General features: G+C 72.7%; 14 protein-coding genes. 5 read left to right on the top strand and 9 right to left on the bottom strand.

The annotated features are described in order from the left end of the window. Window positions 1-144 precede the first annotated feature (144 nt). A complete protein-coding gene (locus ACQPXD_RS18655; RefSeq protein WP_432840111.1) occupies window positions 145-1506 on the bottom strand; it encodes an ROK family protein in 1362 nt (453 codons plus the stop codon). A 132-nt stretch (window positions 1507-1638) separates the two neighbouring features. Here ACQPXD_RS18655 and ACQPXD_RS18650 point away from each other — a divergent pair, with 132 nt between their 5' ends. From ACQPXD_RS18650 to ACQPXD_RS18630, 5 genes are all read left to right on the top strand, one after another. After that, complete coding sequence (locus ACQPXD_RS18650) at window positions 1639-2502, top strand: LacI family DNA-binding transcriptional regulator (protein WP_432840109.1); 864 nt, start codon at window positions 1639-1641, stop codon at window positions 2500-2502. 227 nt (window positions 2503-2729) lie between these two features. Then, window positions 2730-4025, top strand: coding sequence for an ABC transporter substrate-binding protein (locus tag ACQPXD_RS18645; protein WP_432840107.1), 1296 nt, complete (start codon window positions 2730-2732; stop codon window positions 4023-4025). A 61-nt stretch (window positions 4026-4086) separates the two neighbouring features. Next, window positions 4087-5046: a carbohydrate ABC transporter permease gene (locus tag ACQPXD_RS18640; RefSeq protein WP_432840105.1), complete on the top strand. Its 960-nt coding sequence runs from the start codon at window positions 4087-4089 to the stop codon at window positions 5044-5046. Then, window positions 5043-5885 (top strand): carbohydrate ABC transporter permease, encoded by an 843-nt coding sequence (locus ACQPXD_RS18635; RefSeq protein ID WP_432840103.1) that lies wholly within the window; start codon window positions 5043-5045, stop codon window positions 5883-5885. The genes ACQPXD_RS18640 and ACQPXD_RS18635 overlap by 4 nt, the downstream gene beginning before the upstream one ends. After that, entirely contained in the window at window positions 5882-8437 is a 2556-nt protein-coding gene (locus ACQPXD_RS18630) for a glycoside hydrolase family 2 protein (protein WP_432840101.1), read from the top strand. The genes ACQPXD_RS18635 and ACQPXD_RS18630 overlap by 4 nt, the downstream gene beginning before the upstream one ends. Window positions 8438-9177: 740 nt before the next feature. Here the strand turns inward: ACQPXD_RS18630 and ACQPXD_RS18625 are convergent. The 8 genes from ACQPXD_RS18625 to ACQPXD_RS18590 all read right to left on the bottom strand — a co-directional run bounded on the left by ACQPXD_RS18625 (window position 9178) and on the right by ACQPXD_RS18590 (window position 23427). Then, entirely contained in the window at window positions 9178-11199 is a 2022-nt protein-coding gene (locus tag ACQPXD_RS18625) for a copper-translocating P-type ATPase (protein ID WP_432840099.1), read from the bottom strand. Window positions 11200-11679: 480 nt separating this feature from the next. Beyond that, complete coding sequence (locus ACQPXD_RS18620) at window positions 11680-15384, bottom strand: FHA domain-containing protein (RefSeq protein ID WP_432840097.1); 3705 nt, start codon at window positions 15382-15384, stop codon at window positions 11680-11682. A gap of 49 nt (window positions 15385-15433) precedes the next feature. Next, window positions 15434-15877 carry a CBS domain-containing protein gene (locus ACQPXD_RS18615; protein WP_432840095.1) on the bottom strand — a complete coding sequence of 148 codons (444 nt, stop codon included), beginning with the start codon at window positions 15875-15877 and terminating at the stop codon, window positions 15434-15436. A gap of 194 nt (window positions 15878-16071) precedes the next feature. After that, window positions 16072-16929 carry a CbtA family protein gene (locus ACQPXD_RS18610; RefSeq protein WP_432840093.1) on the bottom strand — a complete coding sequence of 286 codons (858 nt, stop codon included), beginning with the start codon at window positions 16927-16929 and terminating at the stop codon, window positions 16072-16074. Between the two features lie 212 nt (window positions 16930-17141). After that, on the bottom strand, window positions 17142-17906 hold the full coding sequence (locus tag ACQPXD_RS18605; RefSeq protein WP_432840091.1) for an energy-coupling factor ABC transporter ATP-binding protein: 765 nt from the start codon (window positions 17904-17906) through the stop codon (window positions 17142-17144). After that, entirely contained in the window at window positions 17903-18832 is a 930-nt protein-coding gene (gene cbiQ, locus ACQPXD_RS18600; RefSeq protein WP_432840089.1) for a cobalt ECF transporter T component CbiQ, read from the bottom strand. The genes ACQPXD_RS18605 and cbiQ overlap by 4 nt, the downstream gene beginning before the upstream one ends. After that, the gene (cbiM, locus tag ACQPXD_RS18595; RefSeq protein ID WP_432840087.1) at window positions 18829-19896 is read right to left on the bottom strand and encodes a cobalt transporter CbiM; all 1068 of its coding nucleotides are present in this window, start codon (window positions 19894-19896) and stop codon (window positions 18829-18831) included. Before cbiM ends, cbiQ begins: the two co-directional genes overlap by 4 nt. Before the next feature lie 786 nt (window positions 19897-20682). Continuing rightward, the gene (locus ACQPXD_RS18590; RefSeq protein WP_432840085.1) at window positions 20683-23427 is read right to left on the bottom strand and encodes a S8 family serine peptidase; all 2745 of its coding nucleotides are present in this window, start codon (window positions 23425-23427) and stop codon (window positions 20683-20685) included. Window positions 23428-23588 lie beyond the last annotated feature (161 nt).

Here is a 23588-nt window from a genome sequence, read left to right as displayed (position 1 = left end):
TTCCGGTACACAGGGGTACATGGACGCTCCGTGATCATGCAAAACCGCTGGTGTCGGCAGCGGGTGGGGCATGATCGCGGAGACTTCTGGTCGCTGCCGGAGCGGGCGAGCCGTAAGGCGGGCGGCAGGATCAGGCCGGTGGGGCTATACGCGGGCGGCGACGTGGGGGCCGTGGCCGGGGGCGACGGAGCCCTGCAGCACCAGGGCGGCGCCGCCGATGGCCGCGGAGTCGCGTGGGTTGCTGGACAGGTCGACCTCGACGCCGTGTACGTCGCGGGCGAACGCCCATTCCGCGAGCCGGCGGCGGATCTCGGTGACGTAGATGGAGCCGGCGACCGCGAAGCCGGGGCCGGCGAGCACCAGGGTGTCGAGGTCCCACAGGTTGGCCAGCGTGATGGCGCCCTCGGCGAGCAGCGCGGCGGACTCGTCGACCAAGGCGCGGGCCTGCGGGTCGGCGTAGACCGCGGCGCGGGCGAGCACGTCGAAGGCGCGGGCGTCCGGGTCGTCGGGGCGGATGTGCAGGCGGTCCGCCAGGCCGGGCGTGACGCGGGCCCGGGCGACGAGCACGTGGGGCGCGGCGTACTGCTCGAGGCAGCCGCGGTTGCCGCACGGGCAGCGCCGGCCGCCGCGGGCCACCGAGATGTGGCCGAGCTTGCCCGCGTTGGAGCTGGCGCCGCGGTGGAGGGCGCCGTCGAGCACGACGCCGGAGCCGATGCCGGAGTTCATGTACAGGCAGCCGAAGGTGCGCTCGCGGGACACCTGCCGGCCCCAGAACTCCCCGACCGCGGCGGCCGCAGCGTCGCTGTCGACGAGGACCGGGACGCCCAGGCGGGCGGTCAGCGCGGCGGCCAGGTCGGGCTCGCCGGGGCGGTGCAGCCCGGGCGGGGCCAGGAACCGGCCGCGGGCCACGTCGACCGGGCCCGGCCCGACCACGGCCAGGCCGGCCACGCTCTGCGGCGGCAGGCCCAGGCCCTCGGTGACGTCGCGATACAGCGCGGCGAGCCGGTCGACCAGGCCCTCCCGCCCACCGTCCGCCGACCCGCCGGCGATCTCCCGGCCAACGGGACCGCCGACGCGCTGCCGGCCGGCCGAGCCACCGGCGAACTGACGGCCGGCCGAGCCACCGACCAACGGCCCGCCGGCCGAGCCACCGACCGACGGGCCGCCGGCCGGGCCGCCGGGGGCGCCGGTGTGCTGGGAGCCGACGTGCTGGGGGGCGGCGGGGGCGGCGACGAGCTGGCGGCCGACGGTGCCGCCGCGGGTGTCGGTCACCACGCAGGTCAGGGTGTCGGCGCCGACGTGGATGCCCACCCCGTAGGCCGCGCGGGAGTTGATGACCAGCATGGCGCGGGGCTTGCCGCGGGTGGCGACCGTGTCGCCGGTCTCGCGCACGACGCCGTCGTCGATGAGGCGGCGCACGATGTTGGAGATCGTCGGCTGGGTCAGGCCGGTCGCGTTGACCAGCTCGACCCGGCTGATCGGCCCGGAGGACCGGATGAGGTCCACGATGAGCGCACGGCTGCCCGGGCCCGCGGCCGCAGACTCCCGTCGCGCCACCCCTCGACCGCCCTTCGTCTCGCCGTACGCTGTCGCACGACTACGTTACGGGGACGAAGGCTAACCCATGAGGAGGATCCGATGGCCGCGGTACCGTCCGGCACGGCGACCCGCCCGCGCCCGGGCACCCCGGTCGGCCTGGCCCTCGTGCGCGACGCCGAGGTGCTCGGCGCCGAGCCGTTCTTCCACGAGTTCATCGCCGGGATGGAGCGCGTCCTGGTGCCGCTGGGCGTGCCGGTGCTGCTCCAGGTGGTCGCCACCGTGCACGACGCCGGCGAGCGGATGCGCGCCTGGGCCCGGCTCGGGCAGGTGCAGGGGCTGATCCTGATCGACCTGCTGCCCGGCGACGAGCGGGTCGCCCTGGTCAAAGGGCTGGGGCTGCCGTGCGTCGTCATCGGGGACCCGGTCACCGCGGGCGGCCTGTCGGCGGTGTGGACGCAGGACGAGGTCGCCATGCGTGACGTCGTCACCGAGCTGGTCGCGGCCGGGCACACGCATCTGGGCCACATCGGCGGGCCGGCGCAGATGGCGCACACCATCATCCGGCGGCGCACGTTCGAGGCGGTGGCGGCCGAGCACGGCATCCGCACGACGTCGTTCGACGGCGACTACTCCGAGGCGGCGGGCGTCCGGGCGGTCGCGGCCCTCGCCGCGCTCGAGCACCGGCCCACCGCGCTGGTCTTCGACAACGACGTGATGGCGCTCGGCGCGCTGCACGAGGCGGGCCGCCGCGGCCTGGCCGTGCCCGCGAGCCTGTCCCTGGTCGCCTGGGACGACTCGGCGCTGTGCCAGCTGGCCGTGCCACCGCTGAGCGCGGTGAGCCACGACGTGCAGGAACTCGGCGAGCAGGTCGGCCACACCCTCGCCGACGCGCTGTCCGGCACCGCCTCGACCGTCGTGCGGGCCGCACCGGCCCGGCTCATCGTCCGCGGTTCCAGCCTCTAGGCAGCGCACCGCCGCGCCACACGCGAAGCCGCGCCACACGCGAAGCCGCGCTTGGCTTTAATAGATTACTAATCTAAGTCATTGACTTTCGGGGTTGCCGTCGTAGACCCTGGAGCGCAACACCGCGCCCCGGGACACCCCTCCCCCGCAAAGCAAGCACCTCACAGCGCCGGTCGTGGCGACCGTTCGCGCTGTCACTGTCCCCTGCACAGAAGCCGAGGATTCTCATGGACCACCGCATCAGGCCGCGGGCCGCACGCGCCGTGGCCGCGGTCATTGTCAGCGCCCTCGCCCTCGCTCCCGCCCTGGTCGCCTGCGGCAACGGCGACCAGGGCGGCGCGAGCGACACGATCGACGTCGTCACCCGCTGGGCGTCGGGCAACTCCGCGGCCGCCGCCCAGAACCGCGTCTTCACCGCGTTCACCGCCGAGACCGGCATCAAGGTCAACCTCACCGAGGGGCTCGAGACCATCGACGACCAGGTCGAGAACGCCGTCGCCGCGGGCAAGTCCCCCGACCTGGTGATCGTCAACCTGTTCGACAAGACGCTGGGCTGGCTCGACGCCGGCGTCACCGTCCCGGCCGACCAGTACGTCAAGGACTGGGGCCTCGCCGACAAGATCAAGCCCGTGGCGCTCGACGAGTGGCGCGCCGGCGGCAAGCTGCAGGGCCTGCCGTTCTCCGGTTTCAGCTGGCCGCTGTGGTACAACACGGATCTGCTCAAGCAGGCCGGCGTCGAGCAGATCCCGGCGAGCACCGACGAACTCGTCGCCGCGGCCCGGAAGCTGCGCGCGGCGGGCATCGGGCCGCTCGCGGTCGGCGGCAACGACTGGACCGGCCAGAAGCTCTTCTACCAGATCGCACAGTCCTACACCGACGCGGCGACCATCGAGAAGGTCATGCAGCAGGGCGGCTACTGCGCCACGCCGGCCGTGCTCGAGGGCATCAAGCTGTTCACCCAGCTGCGCGACGCCGGCGTGTTCGTCGACAACGCCGCCGGGCTCACCGCCGACAACATGTACGCGTCCTACTACTCGGGCAAGGCCGCCATCATGCCGGCCGGATCGTGGGCGTACACCGAGTCGACCGCCTCCGGCACCGGCATCGACAAGCACACGACCCTCGGCGGCTTCCCACTGCCGGGCGGCTCGACGTTCAAGAAGCCGACGGCGTACCGCGGCTTCACCGGCGTCGGCTTCATGATCACCAAGCGCGGCGCCGAGCCGGGCCGGATCGACACCGTGCGGAAGCTGGTCACGAAGTTCTACGCCGACGCGGCGGTCGGCGACTTCGTCAAGGACTCCGGCATCCTGCCGCCGACCAGCGGCGACTTCACGTCGTACGCGACCAATCCGCTGCTGACCCAGTCGCTGGGCCTGGACGCCACCGTGGACTACGCGGTCGTGCCCGACGTGTGGATCGGCGCCGCGTCCGACCGGATCATCCAGGTCCTGACCGGCGCCTACGGCAAGTCGACGCCGCAGCAGATCTGCGCCGGCCTCGACACCGCCACCAAGGGCTGAACCACCCGCCGATCGGGGGCCGCCCGGCGGCGGCCCCCGGCACTCGCGAAGGAACGCGCACATGTCATCGATCAGCGTCCTGGCGGGCGCCCCCGCCCGGCCCGCGGCCGAGCCCGGCCGGCGACGGCGGGGCCGGCGCGGCAACGGCCTGCACTCGCCCCGCGTGCTGTGGCTCACCGTCCCGTCCCTGGTGTGGTTCGCCGTGTTCTCCGTCGGGCCGCTCGCCGCGATGTTCGTCATCGCGACCCTGCGCTGGAAGGGGCTGCTCTACCAGCCGTCGTACGTCGGCACGGAGAACATCGGCCACGTCCTCGGGGACCCGGCGTTCCGCGACGCGGTGCGCAACAGCGCCGTGCAGGTCGCCGTCGTGATCCCGGTGATGATCCCGCTGGCGTTCATGCTCGGCTACCACCTCAGCACCAGGCCCCGCGGCTACCGGGTCCTGTCCGTGCTGTACTTCTCCCCCGGGCTCATCTCGATCTCCATCACCGGCATGATCTTCTACGGGGTGCTGTCTCCCGACGGCGGCGTCAACGGCCTGCTGCGCCTGCTCGGGCTCGACGCCTGGGCCACGCCGTGGCTCGCCGACCCGGCCACCGCGCTGCCCAGCCTGATCGCCATCGACCTGTGGCGGGGCATCGGCTGGACCGCGGTGCTCTTCGCCGCCCGCCTGGCGAGCCTCCCCGCCGACGTGATCGAGGCGGCCCGCATCGACGGCGCCGGGCGCCTGCGCACGATGTGGCAGATCGCGTTCCCGATGGTCAAGGACTACGTGCGCACGCTGACGATGCTGCAGTTCCTCTGGACGCTGTTCACCTCGGCGGCGCTGATCCTGCTGCTGACCAAGGGCGGCCCGGGCACCTCGTCCACCACGCTGTCGTACCTCGTCTACGCGAAGGCCTTCGCCCAGCGCGACCTCGGCTACAGCCAGGTGGTCGGGGTCGTCCTGCTCGTCCTCGGCATCGCCGGGATGCTCCTCATCCGCGCGCTGCTGCGCACCTCCCCGGAGGACACGCGATGACCACGGTGAAACCTCGGCGGCGGCGAGCCGGCGGCCCGGTCGCCACCGTGCTGTCGTGGCTCTACGCGCTGCTGCTCGCGCTCCCGCTGTACTACCTCCTCGTCAGCGCCTTCAAGACCAACATCGAGATCTTCACGCGGCCGTTCGCGCCGCCGGCACACTGGCTGTGGGGGAACTTCGCCACCGCCTGGCGGACCGCGAACCTCGGCCCGGCGCTGCTCAACTCGGTGTACATCTCCCTCGTCGCGATCGCGCTGACGCTGGGCCTCGCGGTGCCGGCCGCCTATGCGCTGGCCCGCCAGGACAATCGCCTCGCCCGCGCGATCACCGGCGCCTTCTCGGCCGGCTTCCTCATCCCGCCCTTCGCCGCGCTGATCCCCACGGTCATCCTGGCGATCCGGATGGGCCTGTTCTACACCCGCGAGTTCCAGATGCTGTTCCTGCCGGCGAGCGCACTGCCGCTGTCGGTGCTGCTGCTGACGCAGTTCATGCGGACGGTACCGCGGGCGCTGGTGGAGTCGGCCGCCCTCGACGGCGCCGGGCATTTCCGGCTGCTGCGCAGCGTGTTCGTGCCGATCGCGATGCCGGGCCTGGTGAGCGTGACGATCCTGCAGCTGCTGACCTTCTGGAACGAGTACCTCTTCTCCCTCACCATCACCGGCACCGGGCCGGACGTGCGCACCGTGCAGGTCGCGCTGCCCACGCTGGTCTCCGACGCCACCAACTTCGGCGTGCTCACCGCCGGCACCGTGCTCACGCTGCTGCCGGTGTACCTCGCGTACTCGCTGGCGAGCCGCCGCATGCAGGAAGCACTCACCGCAGGGGCGGTCAAGGGATGACACTGACCACGCAAGCGACGACGACCACCCTCACCCGCCTCGACCTCGGCGGCGAGTGGCAGCTGACCTGGACGGCGGGTCCGCCGGAGACCCCGGAGGCGGTACGCGCCGCGGCCGTCCCCGCGCCCGTGCCCGGCGAGGTGCACACGGCCCTGCTCGCCGCCGGCCTCATCGCCGACCCCGACACCGGCTGGGGCGAGGCCGCGCAGCTGTGGGTCGGCCACTCGCACTGGACCTACCGGCGCGCCTTCCACTGGTCGCCGGCCCCGGGCACCCGCACCGACCTCGTCGCCGACGGCCTCGACACGATCGCCGACGTGTACGTCAACGGGCGGCTCGCCGGCGCCGGCCGGGACCAGCACCTGACGTACCGCTGGAGCATCGACGGCCTCCTGAGGGAGGGCGAGAATGTCGTCGAGGTGCGGTTCGGCTCGGCCTGGGCGGCCGCTCACGCCCACGAGCGCGCGCACGGCCCGCTGCCCAGCCCCTACGACGAACCGTATGCGCACGTGCGCAAGGCCGCGGCGAACTTCGGCTGGGACTGGGGGCCGCACTACGTCACCGCCGGCATCTGGCGGGACATCCGGCTCGAGACCTACTCGGCCCGGATCGCCCACGTCCGGCCCCTCGTCCGGCTGGAGCCCGGCCACGGCACCGCCCGGGTGACGGTGCACGCCGGCGTCGACGCGCCGGCCGGCGCGCGGGTGCGGGCCGAGCTGACCGACCCGGCCGGCCGGACCGCCGCCTCGGGCTCGGGCGTCGTCGATGGTGACGAGGTCGCCGTCACGCTGATCGTGGTCAACCCCGAGCTGTGGTGGCCGGTCGGCCTCGGCGGGCAGCCGCTGTACCGTCTCCAGGTCGAACTCGACCACGAGGGCGCCACGCTCGACGCCGCCTCCGCCCGGCTCGGCCTGCGCAGCGTGGCGGTCGACGAGACGCCGGACCCGCTCGGCACCCGCTGGGCGCTCGTGGTCAACGGCCGTCCGGTGCGGATCCGGGGGTACAACTGGATCCCGGACGACACCCTGGCCGGCCGCGCGACGCCGCGGCGCGTCACGGCCCGCATCGACCAGGCCGTGGCCGGCAACGCCAACCTGCTGCGGGTCTGGGGCGGCGGGCACTTCGCGACCGAGGCGTTCCTCGACGCGTGTGACGAGCGGGGCATGCTGGTCTGGCACGACTTCCTGTTCGCGTGCGCGGCCTACTGCGAGGACGACGAGACGGCCGCGCTGGTCGCCGCCGAGGCCGAGCAGGCGGTGACCCGGATGTCGGCCCACCCCAGCCTCGTGCTGTGGTGCGGCGGCAACGAGACCGTCCTGGGCCGCCACCACTGGGGCTGGGCCGACCAGCTCGGCCGGCGCGGCTGGGGCGCCACCTACTACCTGGACCTGCTGCCGGAGATTGTCGCCCGGCTGGACCCGACCCGGCCGTACCTGCCGAACTCGCCGTGGTCGGGCACGCTCGAGCGCGACCCGCTGGCCGACACCCACGGCCCCAGCCACCTCTGGGACGCCTGGAACGAGGCCGACTACGCCCACTACCGCGACCACGACCCGGCCTTCGTGGCCGAGATGGGCTGGTGCGGCCCCGCCGCCTGGACCACCCTCGAGCGCGTCCTCGACGGCGAGACGCCCGGCCCCGGCTCGCCGCTCACCCGCCATCACCTGCGCGCCATCGACGGCATGCACAAGCTGACCCGCGGCCTGCAGCCGCACGTGCCCACCCCGGCCGACGGCCCCGACTGGCACTTCGCGACCCAGCTCGTCCAGGCCCGCGCGGTGGCGACCGGCGTGGAGTGGCTGCGCTCCCGCCCCCGCTGCGGCGGCGCCATCGTGTGGCAGCTCAACGACTGCTGGCCGGCCATCAGCTGGTCGGCCGTTGACCACGCCGGCATCGAGAAGCCGCTGTGGTACTCCTTGCGCCGGGCCTTCGCGCCCCGCCTGGCCACCGTGCAGCCCGTCGACCCCGGCCCGACCCACGACCCGACCGGCGCCGAGGGCTTGGCGCTCGTGCTCGTCAACGACACCGACGCCCCGTGGCGGCCAGAGGTGCTCGTCCGGCGGGTCGGGCTCGACGGGCGGGAGCTCGCCCTTGGCCGGCTACAGCCCGAATGCCCGGCCGGCGGGCTCGTTCGCCTGCCGATCGCCGCCGAACTCGGCCGACCCGCCGACCCCCGGGCCGAGTTGCTCGTCGTCGACGCCGACGGGGCCCGCACCACCTGGGCATACCGGCCGGACCGGGACCTGACGCCCGTGAAGCCGCAGCGCCGGGTGGACCTCACCGTCGAGGACGGCGTGCTGCAGGTCGCGGTCACCGCCGTGACACTGCTGCGCGACGTGTGCGTGTTCGCGGACCGGCTCGCGGCGCCGCTGGGATTGGGGCCGGCGGAACTCGCGGTCGACGATGCCGTCGTCACCCTGTTGCCGGGTGAGCGCCGCGTTTTCCGGGTCGGCCGGCGCGACGGCCGGCCGATTCCGCCGGACGCGCCTGCGGCCGTGCCGACCGCGCTGCTCGCCGCCGCGGTCCGGTCCTCCGGCGAACTCACCGCCTAAGCCGCCCGCCCGAACCGTGACACTGTCACGGTCCCGGTGACACTGTCACGGTTCCGAAGACCATGACACTGTCACGGTTCCGAAGACCATGACACTGTCACGGTTCGAAAGAGCGTGACACTGTCACGGTTCGGAGGACCATGACACTGTCACGGTTCGAAAGACCATGACACTGTCACGGTTCCGGGACCATGACACTGTCACGGTTCGGAGGACCATGACAGTGTCACGGTTCGGAGGACCATGACACTGTCACGGTTCGGAGGACCATGACAGTGTCACGGTTCGGAGGACCATGACAGTGTCACGGTTCGGAGGACCATGACAGTGTCACGGTTCCCGAAGGCCGCACGGCCCGAAAGCGCGACGCGCCTGTCACCGCACCAAACACGCAGCTCACCGCCGCCGCCCGCGCCTCCGACGGACCCACCCGCACGACATACCGCCCGCTACGGATATGTCCGCCACTCCGTGACGGACATATCCGACATTTCGGTTATGCGGGGTCATGCTCATGCCGACTCGCAGGCGACGCCGGACTATAACTCTCCGCGATCACGCCCAATTCAAAGCACACACGGCACTTTTTCATGATCACGGATGGATTATGTACCTATAGGTGCATAAACTCTCCGCGATCATGGAAAACTGCGGCATCGCGACGGAAACGCGCATGATCGCGGAGAGTTCGCGCGGCGCAGCGGGGAGCGGCAGTGGTGCACCCGCTGCGGGCGGACTGGTTACGCCGGGTCGGGGGTCAGCCGGACGCGGCGGAGGAGCTGGGCGTTGAGGGCGACCACGATGGTGGAGGCCGACATGAGCACCGCCCCGACCGCCGGGCTCAGGGTGAGGCCGGCCCAGGCCAGCACGCCTGCTGCGAGGGGGATGGCGATGATGTTGTACCCGGCGGCCCAGGCCAGGTTCTGGATCATTTTGCGGTACGACGCGCGGGACAGCCGGATCACGCCGGTCACGCCGCGCGGGTCGGACGAGGCGAGTACCACGCCGGCGGACTCGATGGCCACGTCGGTGCCGGCGCCGATGGCGATGCCGACGTCGGCGCGGGCCAGCGCGGGTGCGTCGTTGACGCCGTCGCCGACCATCGCCACGGTGAGGCCGCGGGCCTGCAGCTCGGCGACGGCGCGGTCCTTGTCGGCCGGCAGGACCTCGGCGAAGACCTCGTCCAGGCCGAGGTCGGCGGCGACCGCCTCGGCAACCGGGCGGGCGTCGCCGGTGATCATGACGATCCGCCGGATGCCCTGCGCCCGCAGGTCGGCGACCGCCTGGCGGGCCTCGGGACGGATCTCGTCCTCGAGCGCCAGCGCGCCGAGCACCTCGGCACCGCTGTCGTCCACGCGCAGCAGGTGCAGCACGGCGGCACCGCGCTTCGACCACACCGCGGTTCGCTCGGCGAGGTCGTCGGGGACCTTGGCGTTCAGCTCGCGTAGCAGGGCCGGGCCGCCGACCGCGTAGCGGGTGCCGTCGACCGTCGCCTGCACGCCGCGGCCGGTCAGTGAGCGGAAGGCGCTCGCCCGGGCGGCGCGGGGGCCGGCGGCCGCGACGATCGCCCTGGCGAGAGGGTGCTCGCTGTCGGCCTCGACGGCGCCGGCCAGGCGCAGCACCTCGTCCTCGGTCGTGCCGGGTGCGGCGGCGACGCCGGCGACGGCGTGGGCGCCGCGGGTCAGGGTGCCGGTCTTGTCGAACAGTACCGCGTCGACCGACCGCATCCGCTCCAGGGCGAGGCGGTCCTTGACCAGGATGCCGGACCGCGCCGAGACCGCCGTGGACAGCGCGATCACCAGCGGGATGGCCAGGCCGAGCGCGTGCGGGCAGGCGATCACCAGCACGGTGACGGTGTGTACCACCGAGTCGCCCAGCTCGCCGAGGGCCCACCAGGCCACGAACGTGACCGCCGCGGCCGCCGTGGCGACGTAGAACAATACCGCGGCGAACCGGTCGGCCAGGACCTGCGCCCGGCCGGAGGACTGCTGCGCCTGGGCGACCAGCCGGCCGATGCCGGCCAGGGCGGTGTCGTCGCCGACCGCCTCGACGCGCACCCGCAGCGCCGAGTCGGTGGCCACCGTGCCGGCCACCACGCGGTCGCCGGTGCCGCGATGGACCGGCCGGGACTCGCCAGTGATCATCGACTCGTCGAGCTCGGCCTCGCCCTCGACGACCCGGCCGTCCGCCGGCACGCGGGCGCCGGAGCGGACCAGGACCACGTCGCCGACGCGCAGGTGCGCCACGGGCACCGTCTGGACGGTACCCCCCGGGGAAACGACGTCGGCCTCGTCGGGCAGCAGCGCCGCCAGCGCCGCGAGCGCGCCCTGCGCCTGGCCGATCGCCTTCATCTCCTGCCAGTGACCCAGCAGCATGATGGTCACCAGGGCGGCCAGCTCCCACCAGAAGTCCAGGCCGAACAGGCCGGCGCTGGTGGCCAGCGACGCCACGTAGGCGACGGTGATCGCCATCGAGATGAGCAGCATCATGCCGGGCGCCCGGTCGCGCACCTCGCGGACGCCGCCGACCAGGAACGGCCAGCCGCCGTAGAGGAACACCACCGAGCCGAGCACCGGGCCCACCCAGGTCACGCCCGGGAAGTCGAGCCGGTAGCCGAACCAGTCCATCACCATGTCGCTGGTCAGCACCACCGGCACGGTCAGCGCGAGGCTCAGCCAGAACTTGCGCCGGAACATCTCCGGATCATGCCCGGCATGCTTGTCGTGCCCGGCGTGCATGTCGTGCCCGGCGTGGTGAGCCATCGGTTCCATTTTGCTCCCCCTTTACCGCTTCACCGTGCGGGCCGCGCAGGTCTGCGTCGTCATGACGGTCTCCTTCTCGCGAAGTTACCCCTACCGGGTAGTGGTAACTTCCGACAACAGGTTTACCCCCAGGGGGTATATTCTGTCAACCGGAGCCGCGCGGAGCGCGGTCGAGGGCCGGCGGTGCGCTGCGATCAACCGCCGACCCTCGGGGGGAGGCGCGGATGTCGCACGGCCGGGCCGGGCGGATGCAAGTCTCCGTGATCATGACGCCCGCGCCGACCGAACCACGGGTTTGCCATGATCCCGGAACCTTTCGGTACACGGGGGTACATCACCACTCCGCGATCATGAAAAACCGTTAGTGTCGAGGCCGGGTTGCGCATGATCGCGGAGACTTCCAGCCGCCGCGCCGTGTGTCCGCCCGGCGTGCGGGACGCATACGCGACGAGCGCGATCCTCGCCCGGCTGTAGCGGGCGTCAGCCGGGCAGCGCCAGGGGGCCGCCGTGGCCGGGGATGCCGCGGTCGGCCGGGATCTGCTCCTCGACCGCGGCCGCGGCGGTGATGCCGTGGCCGCGGGTCTGGTCGGCCAGGCGCTGGTAGTAGGTGGAGACCGCGGCCAGCGCGTCGCTCGCCGCGGTCAGCAGCGTGGCCCCGGACCGCTCGACGACGTCGGCCTCGTGGGTCTCGAAGGCGCGGATGCCCTTCAGCACGGCGGTTTTCAGCTCGCGCAGGAGCTGGACGTCGGCGTACGCGTAGATCCGGCACAGCGCCGTGACCGGCCGCAGGTCGTCGCCGGAGAGCAGCAGCTCCTTGACGGCGGGCACGGAGTGGCGGACGAGCGCCGCCTCCGGGCGGGCCGAGACGGCGGCGAGCTCCGTGTCGAAGGTGCGGATGTCCAGGTGCGGGTCGCAGAAGCCGGCGGTGAGCTGCCACAGGGTGCGCAGGTCCTCGTGCACGAGCCCGTCGAGGTAGCTGACCAGGAACCGCCGGTGGGCCTCGATGACGTACTGCGCCTTGAACGGCGTCAGCTCCCGCGGGTCTTCGCCCAGGGTGGTGACCGCCGTGGTGAAACCGTAGTCGGCGCTCAGCGCGTTCTCCATGCCGACGAGCAGGTAGACGAACCGCACCCAGGTGCGGAACAGCTCCTCCAGCGGCATCGAGCGCAGGCCGTCCTCGGTGAGCACCACGCCCCACCGGGCGCCGAAGCGCAGCCGGCGCAGGTGGCCGATCTGGTACATCGCGAGCTGGGCGTCGATCTCGGCGTGGGCGTGGTGCAGTACCTTGCGGTAGGCGGCGGTCGCGTCGAGGCCGACGTGGTTGCGGATGATGTGCGGGCCGCCGATGTGCAGGTGCAGGAACTCGCCGACGTCGAAGACCGCGCCGCCGATCGCCATCCAGTAGCCCGCCTCGGCGGTGGTGTGCCGGGCCAGCTCCGACACCTCGAAGCGGGGGCCCTGCTGCGCGTGGCCCAGGTAGGTGGTGAAGACGTCCTGGCCCAGGCGGCCGTCGGCGACCAGCTGGCGGAGGAACTCGCGGCCGTCGCCCGGCACGACGGCGGTCAGCGCCTCGATCACCGCGACCGAGAACCGGGCGCTGCCGCACACGTAGACGAACGCGCCGCGGCCGCCGTCGTCGGTGGAGCGCAGCAGCTCCCACAGGGCGTCCGCCTCGGCGCGGATCACGTCGTCGACCCGGCGGCGCCGGCCGGCCCGCACGACGTGGCGCTGGCCGTCGAAGCCGACCTCGGCGTCGGCGCGGGAGAACGCGACGGAGAGCGTCAGGCGGCCCGCGGCCGCCGCCGCGTCGAGGTCCGCGTGCTCGGCGAACTCCTCCGGCGTGCGGGTGCCGAAGTAGAGCCGGTTCTCGCCGGGCCCGGTGCGGGCGGCGACGAAGCCCAGGAACGGGGCGATGCCGGAGCCGGCCGCGAACATGACGATCGGCCGGGCGGGGTCGGCGGGCAGCCGGAACCGGGGCGTGGGCACGATCTGCAGCGACAGCTTCTGCCGGCCCTCGGCGCTCGCCCGGCGCAGGAAGTGCGACGCGGCGCCGTGGCGCTCCCGCGGGTACGACCACGGCGTGCGGGCCGAGGTGTAGCTCAGCCCGGCGACCACCAGCCGCAGCGTGGTGGCCGGCTCACCGGGCGGCGGCGCGGAGGCGATCGAGTAGAGCCGGAACGGCTCGGGCGGGATCACCGCGCAGAACGCGTCGCCGTCGCCCGGTCCGGCCTTCCACAGCCGGGTGACGTCGAATCCGGCCGCGTACAGCAGGTTGAGGACGTCCCACAGCTCCCACTGGTCCTCCATGCGCGCGTCGACCACCCGCTGCCAGGCGCCCACGGCGGTCAGGTGCACCAGCCGTTTCGCCACGTCCCGGCCGATCGGGCGGATCCGGGCGAAGCGCAGCAGCGTCCGCAGCGGCAGCACGTCGACCTCGCCGTAGCCGGCCCGCCCGGACACCGCGGCCCGCCACGCCGGGGTGAGCGGCACCAGCTCGTCGCCGGTGGCCTGCAGCGCGGCGACGGTCCGGCGGACGAGGTCGTCGTCGTTCTCGGCCAGCACGCCGACCCGGTCGCCGGGCAGGTGGTGCACGCCCTGGCCGGCGACGTCGATGTCCAGGTAGCAGGTCCAGGCGCCGGACGCGCCGGTGACGACCCGGCCCCGGCGGGTGGTGCCGGCCACCACCGGCGGGCCGACCGGCGGGCGGCGCTCCTCGCGCACGACGGCCAGCTCGCCGTCGACCTTGTCCCAGGTGCGGTCCTTGAACAGGCCGGTGAACCGGGCGCCGGTGGTCACCTGCCGGCCGACCTTGAACGCGACCTCCAGGAAGCCGTAGGCCTTGATGCGGTGCAGGCCCATCCAGCCGCGGTCGCCGACATAGGCGTCGAGCATCGCGTTGTAGATGCCGCGCAGCGCGCTGTTGCGGGTGTCCTCGACGTACTGCCGCACCGACACCTCGCGCAGCGCGGCGACCAGCTCCTGCCAGTGCCGCGGGAAGTAGCCGGCGAGGTAGACGCTCTGCTGCCCGACCGTCGATCCGTAGTCGCGGCGCTCCAGGAACGCGTCGAGGGCGTGGATCTGCGGCTGTGCGGTGCCGCTCGGGCTGGGCGCGCCGTCGAAGATGGGCACGCCCGCGGTGCCGACCGTCTTGGCCCACAGCACCTGGTCGAGCGGGTGCCGGGCGCGGGGGTTGGGGTCGATCTGCGGATAGATGGCCTGGGTGACGTGCTGCAGCCGGTCGAGGATCACCAGCAGCGCGCGCTCCAGGGCGGCCGGGTCGTCGGCGACCACGGCCTCCTGCGCGTCGAGCATGGCGCCCAGCACCGGCGTCAGGCCCATCGCGAACTCGGTGGTGACCAGGTAGAAGACCCGCTCGGCCGCGTTGTTCCAGGTCGGCACGAGCAGGTCGAGGTTGTCCAGGGCGCGCGGGCCGGCCGGGTCGCGCAGCCGCCAGTTGTAGAAGAACAGGTCGATGTACGACACGGCCGGGAGCTTCTTGCCCAGCCGGCGCGACACCGTGGTCCACGGGCGCAGCAGCGACTCGGGCAGGGCGGCCGGCGGGTCGATCGCCATGTACTGGTAGGCGTGGGAGAACACGCCGAGCAGCGTCGAGGCGCGCAGCAGGTAGCGGTCGGGCAGCGCCTCGGGCCGGGCGTCGAGGACCGGCATCGCGTCGAACGCCCGGCGCAGCGACAGCCGGCGGAACAGCTCCGGCAGCCGGTCGGTGATGTCGTCCCAGGCCCGGTGCGACTCCGGGAAGGCCAGCAGCGGCGGCTCGGCCGGCAGGAACCCGTGCGCGAGCGACAGGAACCCGTCGAGCTCGTGGCCGACCCGCCGGTTGTGCGCCTCGGCGGCCTCCACCACCCGCCGCGCGGCGACCCCCGGCGCCACGGCCGGCCGCAGCGCGGTCAGCTGGGCCGGATCGATGAACGCCGTCGCGTCGGGGTCGAAGAACGCCCACGCGAGCTCGTACCGGCCGATGCGCAGCAAGTCCCCCGGCACGAGCACGCGCCGCGTCACTCGCTCGTCGTTGACGAATGTTCCGTTGGTACTGCCGAGATCGGTGAGCACCAGCTGCTGTTCGACCACGTCGAGCCGGGCATGGCGGCGGGAGACGTCGCGGTCGTCCAGCACCACCGCCGCCGCGGCCGCGTCCCGCCCGAGCGTGGCCGGTAACGCGCACACCCGCTCGGTGCTCTCCCGGGTGTGCCGATCGGTGAGGACCAGCCGCAGGTCAGGAATGGTAGATCACCGCTCGGCACAGATCGGCCCGCGACAGCGTGCCCACGAGGGCCCCGTCGTCGACCACCGGCAGCCGCCGGATCCCGCGGTCGAGCATCACGACCGCGGCCCGGGCGAGCTCGTCGCCGGAGCGGACCGTCGCCGCGTCGCGCACCACGAGGGGGTCGATGACGCGGTCGGCGAGGGCCCGGCCGCGCTCCAGGAAGACCCGGAAGGCGTCGGCGAGCGTGCCGCCGGCCTCGGTCACGTCGTCGAAGCCGGGCAGCATGGCCCGGACGAGGTCCTCTTCGGACAGTGACCCGACGAAGCGCCCGTCGTGGTCGAGCACCATGAGCTGGCCGACCTCCGACACGCTGACCACCTCGGCCGCCCTGCGGATCGTCGCGCCGAGCCGGATGTACGCCGGAAACGCCGTCATGACGTCGCTGACCAGCACCGCTTGAGTGTAGCGAGATCGGCCGTTCGGGGATGATCAGACGATCGGCTCGCACCTCGGCCCGATCCGGTCAGGCGTGGGTGAACCCGGACCATGGGCTGAAGACCCGCGGCCGCGGGCCGCGCCGGCTGGCCCGCGGACGGCGGCGCGGCGGAGCCTCCGGGCCCCGCCGCGCCTGTGGTCTCCCCCGGGCCTCAGGCCGGGGTGGTCTCCCGGACCGGCGCCGTGCGGACCGGGCGGTTGCCCAGCAGCCGCTCCGCCATCGGCGCGAACAGCAGGCCGATGGCGGCCCACAGCAGCAGCTGCGCGCCGAGGGAGTAGAGCCGGAAGTCGTACAGCACGTCGGCGTCGAAGCCGGGGAACACGATCGTGCCCTGCGGGTCGCGCAGCGGCTGCGGCGTCTCCGTGGCGTGGTGGCCGTACTCGGCGACGTTGGAGGACAGCTCGCCGAAGGCCGGCAGCACCGCCATGACGACGCCGACCGCGATCACGAACGCGGCGCCGGCCAGCAGGGCCGCGTTCCAGGTGCCGAAGCGGTGGCGCAGCCGCTGGCCGAGGATGACGGCCAGGATCAGGAACAGCACCGACGCCAGCACCATGATCAGGTAGTAGGCGCTGCGCTGGCCGATCGTCTCCTCGTGCCCGACGGCGGGCGGGTTGGCCGGGTACTTCACGAACGGCACCAGGTAGAGCGCCAGGAACCCGGCCCCGGCCAGCAGCAGCGCGAGGGTGCGCGGCCGCACGTTGCCGACCCGGCCCAGGCAGATCGTGTAGGCGACGGCGAACAGCGCGCCCATCGCCAGCCCGAAGGCGATCATGCCGACCCCGATGCCGACGTTGGCCTGAATGGTACGGCTGAACAGCTCGCCGCCGTGCTCGGAGACGCTGAGCCCGGCCGCCTTGTCCAGGGCCTCCTGCGCCTCGTCCCGGCCCGACTCGTAGTCGATCGCGTCCTGGATGCGCGGCTCGGCGAAGATCCGCGCGAACACGAACGCGAGCAGCCCGGCGATCACCCCGGCCAGCGCGCCGCGGGCGATGATGCGCTTCTCCATGAGGCCTCCTTCAGGGATCGAGCGTCCCTCTGTGTAGTGGCGGCCGACGGTGGAGGGTCTGACTCGCCGGCCGCCCTGCGCGGGCGGACGGCTCACAGTGGCGCGACCGTACCGGTTTCACACCGGCTTCCTGACACCGTCGTTCGGGCCGACGCTACGGCCGGGAGGCACGGGCCGTCAATCACCGAACGCCGCAGTGCCACAACTCACGATCACGGCCGCGCGGGGCGCACGGCGCGGCGGTGGATGAGGTTGGCGGCCAGCAGCAGCTCCCGGTCGGCGAGGACGTCCGCGGTCGGCGCGTCGGCGGCGACCCGGTGGTCCTCGCCGAACACGACGCAGCGGTCGGCGAGGTCGGGCAGGCTGTCCAGGTCGTGGGTGGCCAGCACGATGGTCTTGCCGGCGGCGCGCAGCTGCTCGAGCAGCTCGATGAGCCAGAACTGGGTGCGCGGGTCCAGCGCCGCGGTCGGCTCGTCGAAGAGCAGCACCTCCGGGTTCATGACCAGCACCGAGGCGATCGCGACGCGCTTCTTCTGCCCGCCGGAGAGCTGGAACGGCGCCCGGTCGGCGAGCTCGGCGATGTCGAGCATGGCCAGCACGTCGTCGACCCGGCCGGCGGCGGTGTCGCGGTCCAGGCCCAGCTGCAGGCAGCCGAAGGCGATCTCCTCCCGTACCGTCGGGGAGAAGACCTGGGCGTCGGAGTTCTGGAACACGAAGCCGACGCGGGCGCGGAAGCCGTGGTTGAACTGCTCGTCCTCGAGCTTGTCCTCGGTGACCTCCGCGCCGAACGCGCGGAACGTGCCGCGGTCGGCGAACAGCAGCCCGTCGAGGAGCTTGAGCAGCGTGGACTTGCCGCAGCCGTTGGCGCCGAGCAGGGCCACGGTCTCGCCGTACCCCACGCGCAGACTGACGCCGTCGAGCGCGGTGAACCGATCGAGATAGGCGTAGTGCAGGTCGGTGCACTCGAAGACGTTCACCGGCCCACCTTGAGGTCGGCGACGAGCAGCGCGACGGCGAGCGCGGTGACCGCCACGCTCCACACGGCGTCGGCGGCGCCCAGCCGGAAGCCGCTGAGCGTGCGGGCGTTGCCGCTGTAGCCGCGGGCGGTCATGGCCTGGTGGACCTCCTCGGAGAGCTGGTGCGCCTTGCCGAAGAGGGTGCCGGCCCCGGCCGCGACGAACCGGCGGCCCTCGGCGACCCGCCGCTTGCCGGCCTCGGCGGTGAGGGTGCGGGCCTTGCGGGCGGTGTACATGTCGTCGACGGCGTCGAGCAGGAGGAAGAGGTACCGGTACGCCATGCCGATGATGAGCACGAAGATCTTCGGCACGCCGAGCGCCCGCAGCGCGGCGAGCAGCCGCACCCACGGCGTGGTCAGGGTCAGCAGCACGACCAGCGAGATCGACGTCGCCACCCGGGCCACGATCAGCCCGGCGCCGTGCAGCCCCTGCTCGGTGACGCCCTGGGTGTGCCCGTGCCAGTGCCACAGCGGCAGCAGGATGTCGCCCGGTGTCACCACCGACAGCGTGGCCGGCAGCACCACGATCCCGGTGAAGATCGGGATGAACAGCCACACCCGCTTGATGAAGAACCCGAGGGACAGCCCGGAGGCGACCGCGAGGGCGACGGTGGCCAGATAGGCGCCGACGAGCAGCGGCAGCGAGTGCACCAGCGCCACCACGACGAGCAGCCCGACCATGGTGACGAGTTTCACCCGCGGGTCGAGCCGCTGCAGCAGCCCCCGCCCGGCGGCGACGTCCTCGGAGAAGATGGCCTGGCGCAGCACGCCGGACGCGCCGGCCAGGGTCTTGGCCACGAAGCTGCCCTTGCGCCGCTTGCCGATGCAGCCGCACGGGCAGAGCCCGACCTCGGGCTCGAGCAGCCAGCCGGGCGCCGGGGCGGTCACGAGCGCACCGGCGGCGTGTCGAGGTCGGCGGCCTCCCGCTCGCCGCCGCGGATCCGGCCGATGAGCCAGGTCACGCCGCCGACCAGGGCGGCGACGACGACCACGCCGATGAGGGCGGAGAGCAGATACTGCCACCAGCTGCCGTCGCCGTAGCCGGGCAGCAGCGTGCTGCCCCAGAAGTCGGTGTAGCGCTGCAGCCCTTCCGGCACCGCGCCGAGATGGTATTTGGCCAGGTCGAGGTCCTGGGGGGCGTCCTCGCCGAACGCGCCGCCGGGGGCGAGCAGGCCCAGCGGGCTGAGCACGGCCATGATGCCGAGGGTGACCAGCGCCGCACGCACGGGGCTGACGGTCTTGCGGGTCACTTCGTCAGGCGTCAGGGGTACCTCGGGTGCGTTGATCCGCAGCAGCGGCACGTTGGCCCGCTGCAGGTAGGCGACCACTCCCCCGGTGAGCACGCCCTCGACGACGCCGGCCACGACCAGGTGGGCCAGCAGCATCGCGGGGATCGTCTGGGAGAGGTGGAAGGGGGCGTACAGCGGGGTCCCGTCGGCCTTGTGGAACAGGTCGGGCTGCACGCCGAACTCGATGGCCGCGGCCAGGGCGGACACGTTGAGCCCCACGTAGGCGCCGACCGCGCCGGCCCACACCCGCCGGGGGGAGGTGAGCGCGGTGTTGCGGGTGAGCAGCCGGTACACGCCGTAGGCGACGAAGGGCAGGACCACCGCCATGTTGAAGGCGTTGGCCGGGAACGCCAGGATCCCGCCGTCGCCGAAGAACAGGGCCTGGATCAGCAGGGCTATGGACACGGCGATGCACGCCGCCCACGGCCCTAACAGGATCGCGATCAGGCCGCCGCCGACGGCGTGCGCGGTGGTGCCGTCGGGGATCGGCACGTTGAACATCATCACCACGAACGAGAACGCCGCGCCCAGGGCGACGAGGGGCACGTAGCGGCTCTTGACCACCTTTTTCACCCGCCGGGCGGACTGCCACCACAGCGGCAGCATCGCCGCGCCGAACACGGCGCTGGTCTGCGGGCTCAGGTACCCGTCCGGAATGTGCACGATGTCCTCCCCATACCGCGAACCGTCGCCCGGCCCCTATTGGCAGTCTGCTGCTATCGCAAGCTCTTGGCAAGAACGATCGGTTGGCGCGGACCGTGACCGCCGTGCTCCAGCCGGCCGTGGGTTCGGACTGCGTGCTGGCCGCCATGCCCGCTGGCGACCAAGCGGTGCCCGGCCCGCGCGTCCCAACGCCCCGGGGTGGGCACGATCGGCGATCACGTCCTACCCGTCGGGCGGCCGCACGCCGCGGGGCCCGGCGCAGGGGCCGGAAGTCTCCGTGATCATGCGCAACCGGCGTCGACACCAACGGTTTTTCATGATCGTGGAGCGCTGATGTACCCCCGTGTACCACAAGTCTCCGGGATCATGGCAAACCCGGTGTGCGGTCACCGCGGGCATCATGATCACGGAGACATACGTCCGGCCCGGCCGCGCGGATCGGATGGCGCGCCCGACGGGTGCGACATTCGCACCGGTCGGCCGCGCCGCCACCGGGGTCGGCGTCGATGATCGCTTGTCCCCGCGGGTGGCCACCGACGCCCAGCCCGCGGCGGCGGCCGGCTGACATCAACCAGCATGATCAGGCGCTGGCCTCATACACCACGCCAGCGGACGTGACCAAGGTCAGCATCGTTGAGACAGACAATGCGCGCGCTGTCCCGCCAGAACTGATCCGCAGCCGCTCCCGAACGACCACCGGATCCGATCCATTGCGATACCAGCAACGGCGAGCCGCCCCGGCGACGGTGCCGGGGCGGCTCGGTTCACAGCGGTGGAACGGGTCGGTCAGCTCGCCTCAAAACCGGCGATGTGCAGCGAGAACGCCCGGATGGAGCCGGTGTCGGCGCCGGCCGCGTCGGCCACCTTGAACGTCCAGGTGCCGTCCACCGAGCCGGTGCGCAGCCCGGCGAGCGAGCCGTTGGGCCGCCAGGTGCCGGTGAACGGCGCGTTGCTCGAGCTCACCGAGGTGAACGGAGCGGCCGCGCCGTCGTCGAAGACGACCTGGCACAGGTTGTTGCCGCTGCTGCCGCTGCGCGAGAACAGCGTCGCGGTGGCGCCGCTGGGCGCGGTGAGCGTGCCGACGAGGTCGCCGACGTAGGTGTGGTCCAGGCCCACGGTCGTGGACCCGACGTCGGCGGTGCAGGTCGCGCCGTCGACGGAGAACGTCAGCCCGGACGCGTAGCCGACGCCGGACACCGAGATCGTCGCGGACGCGCCGGTCGGGTCGTTGTCCGGAATCGCCAACGGCGGGCCGCTGTAGGCGAAGGTCTGCGCGGTCGCCGAGGGCTGGCCGGTCGGGATCACGAGCGTCGACGCCGTCGGCGACAGCACGCCGGCGAAGGAGATCTTGACGGACAGCTTCACCGGCCGGCCGACCGGGTAGTCGGCCGCGAGGGCGATCGTGTAGTCCTTGGTCTTGGTCTCCCCGGGCCCGACGTTGCTGTAGGAGCGGGCGTGCGGCGTCACCGTGGCCCGCGCGTCGTCGGTGTCGACCACGACGTTGACCCCGGTGGCCTTGCCGTCGCCGACGTTGATCACCGGCAGCACGATGTTGGCCCGCTCACCGGGCTCCAGGTAGGCGTCGCCGTCCCCGTTGACCGGGGTGACCGTCGGCGTGCCGGCCTGCACGAGCGGCTGCGGCGTCGCACCGGTGTAGTTGAGCACCAGGTCGGCCCGGATCACCCCGGCGCCGGACCGGGTGTCGACGCCGGCCGGCGCCAGGTCGAGGGCGGTGCCGATCAGCGCGGTGCGCAGCTCGGCGTTGGTCAGCCCCGGCGAGCCCGACAGCGTGAGCGCGGCGATGCCCGCGGCGTTGGGCGCCGCGGCCGAGGTACCGAAGAACGGCGAGAAGTCACCGAGCGAGGTGGCCACGCCGTCGGCCGCGGTGAGGTCCGGCTTCTGCCGCACGGCGCCACCGGTCGCGCTGAAGTTGCCGGGGGTGATCGGCGTGCCGTCGGCGTTGAAGAACACCCGCCGCGGCCCGTCCGAGGTGAAGCGCTCCAGCTTGGAGTCCTTGGTGAACACGTTCGGGAAGGGCCCGGCCGGGTTCGGCGGGTCGCCCGCCTCGAGGTCGAACGGCAGCGGGTCGTGGGCCGGCGCCGCGGCGACCGAGAACGCCTGCACCGCCGCGCTGTGCCCGCGGGTGACGCCCGGCGTCGAGAAGGCCTTGAGCCCGTCGGACGAGTCGGTGAACCGGCCGCGCAGCGCGCTGAGCTGGAGATAGCGGGTGGCGCCGGAGTACTTCACCACCGCGAGCCGCTGCCCGCTGCCGCCGCCCGTGCCGAGGATCTCCCACGGGTCGTCGTTGCCGTCCTGCACGTCCTGGGAGAACGACAGCACGTTGCCGGCCGCGTCGAGCAGGTAGAGGTCGTAGTCGTTGGCGGAGGCGCCCAGCGGGTCGGCCCACCACAGCGTGACCGGCACCCCGGCGCTGCCCGGCGACAGCGGCTCGAAGATCTGCACGCCCGGGCCCGGGTCGAAGTCGTGCGCCAGCCCGGCGAACTTGCCGACGCTGCGCCCGGAGTCGGCGAAGTCGGCCTCGTAGTTGCCGGCCGTGCCGTCGAGCGTGTTGCCCTCGTTGCCGGCCGAGCTGAAGTAGAACGCGCCGTCGGCGGTCACCGCGTTGACCGACTGGGCGATGAGCCCGTCCTGGAACGGCGACTCGTGGAAGTAGAGCACGTCGTCGACGATGATGTCGCAGTGCGCGGTGAAGCGCAGCGCCCGGATGTTGTCGGCGAAGCTCTGCTCGCTGGTGAACGCGGTGGCGAAGCCGAGCTTCGCGTTGGGCGCGAGGTCGTGGACGATCTCGAGCATCGCCGTGCCCTCGTCGCCCGAGCCGTCCTGGTTGGTCAGCACGTCGACGTCGGGCGGCAGCTCGCCGGCCGCCTGCGACGCCGCCAGCGAGTCGACGCCGTCGGACAGCACGCACGCCTTCACGCCGACGCCGGTCACCTTGTACTTGGTGCGGGCGGTGTCGGCGGCCTGAGTGCGGTCGCCCTCGGACACGATCGAGCCCTGACCGGCGGCCAGCTTGGGCGCGGCGGCGCTCAGCGCCTTCTCGACCCGGGCGGTCTTGGACTCCTTGGACTCCTGCGGCCCGTTGGTGGTGCGCGGCACCGTGGTCTCCCGGGCGGTGATCGCCCCGTCGGCCAGGCCGACGCTCGTCACGTCGGACCACGACGCGATCGTGGTCAACGCGGTCACCGGCGCCTCGACCGTCACGGTGCCGGTCTTCGGCGACGAGTAGCGCACGCCGGCGCCGACCCCGCGCAGCCGCGCGAGCAGGCCGTCGTCGACGGCGGTGCTGTGCACGTCGACCTTGGTGGTGCCCGCCTTCGTCACGGCGACGCCGGTCGACACCTTCGGCGTCGCGGCGGTGGTCGCCTTGTCCTTACGCCCGCGCAGCTCGACGACGAGCCGGCTGTCGAGCTTGCGCTCGGTCGCGGAGAGGGATTGCTTGATCTGCTGCAGGGCGGCGATCTGCGCGAACGCCCGCGTTGCCGGATCGTCCGGAGCCTTGGCTTCGGCCACTGGAGGGAGGATTCCGATACCGGGTACACACACTGCGGCGAGGATCGCCAGCCGCCGTGTGGTCCGCCCGCTGAATGCTTTCAATGAGCACCTCTCCACTGACGAGCATCAACATTGATACTCGCGGATCATAGCGGGCACATGGTCCGAAAGCTGCCCCT

Origin of the sequence: Dactylosporangium sp. CA-092794, from assembly GCF_050948465.1 — a bacterium.
Classification (GTDB): domain Bacteria; phylum Actinomycetota; class Actinomycetes; order Mycobacteriales; family Micromonosporaceae; genus Dactylosporangium.
The sequence above is the reverse complement of the archived record's forward strand: the minus strand, read 5'-3'. Positions and strand labels throughout refer to the sequence as shown.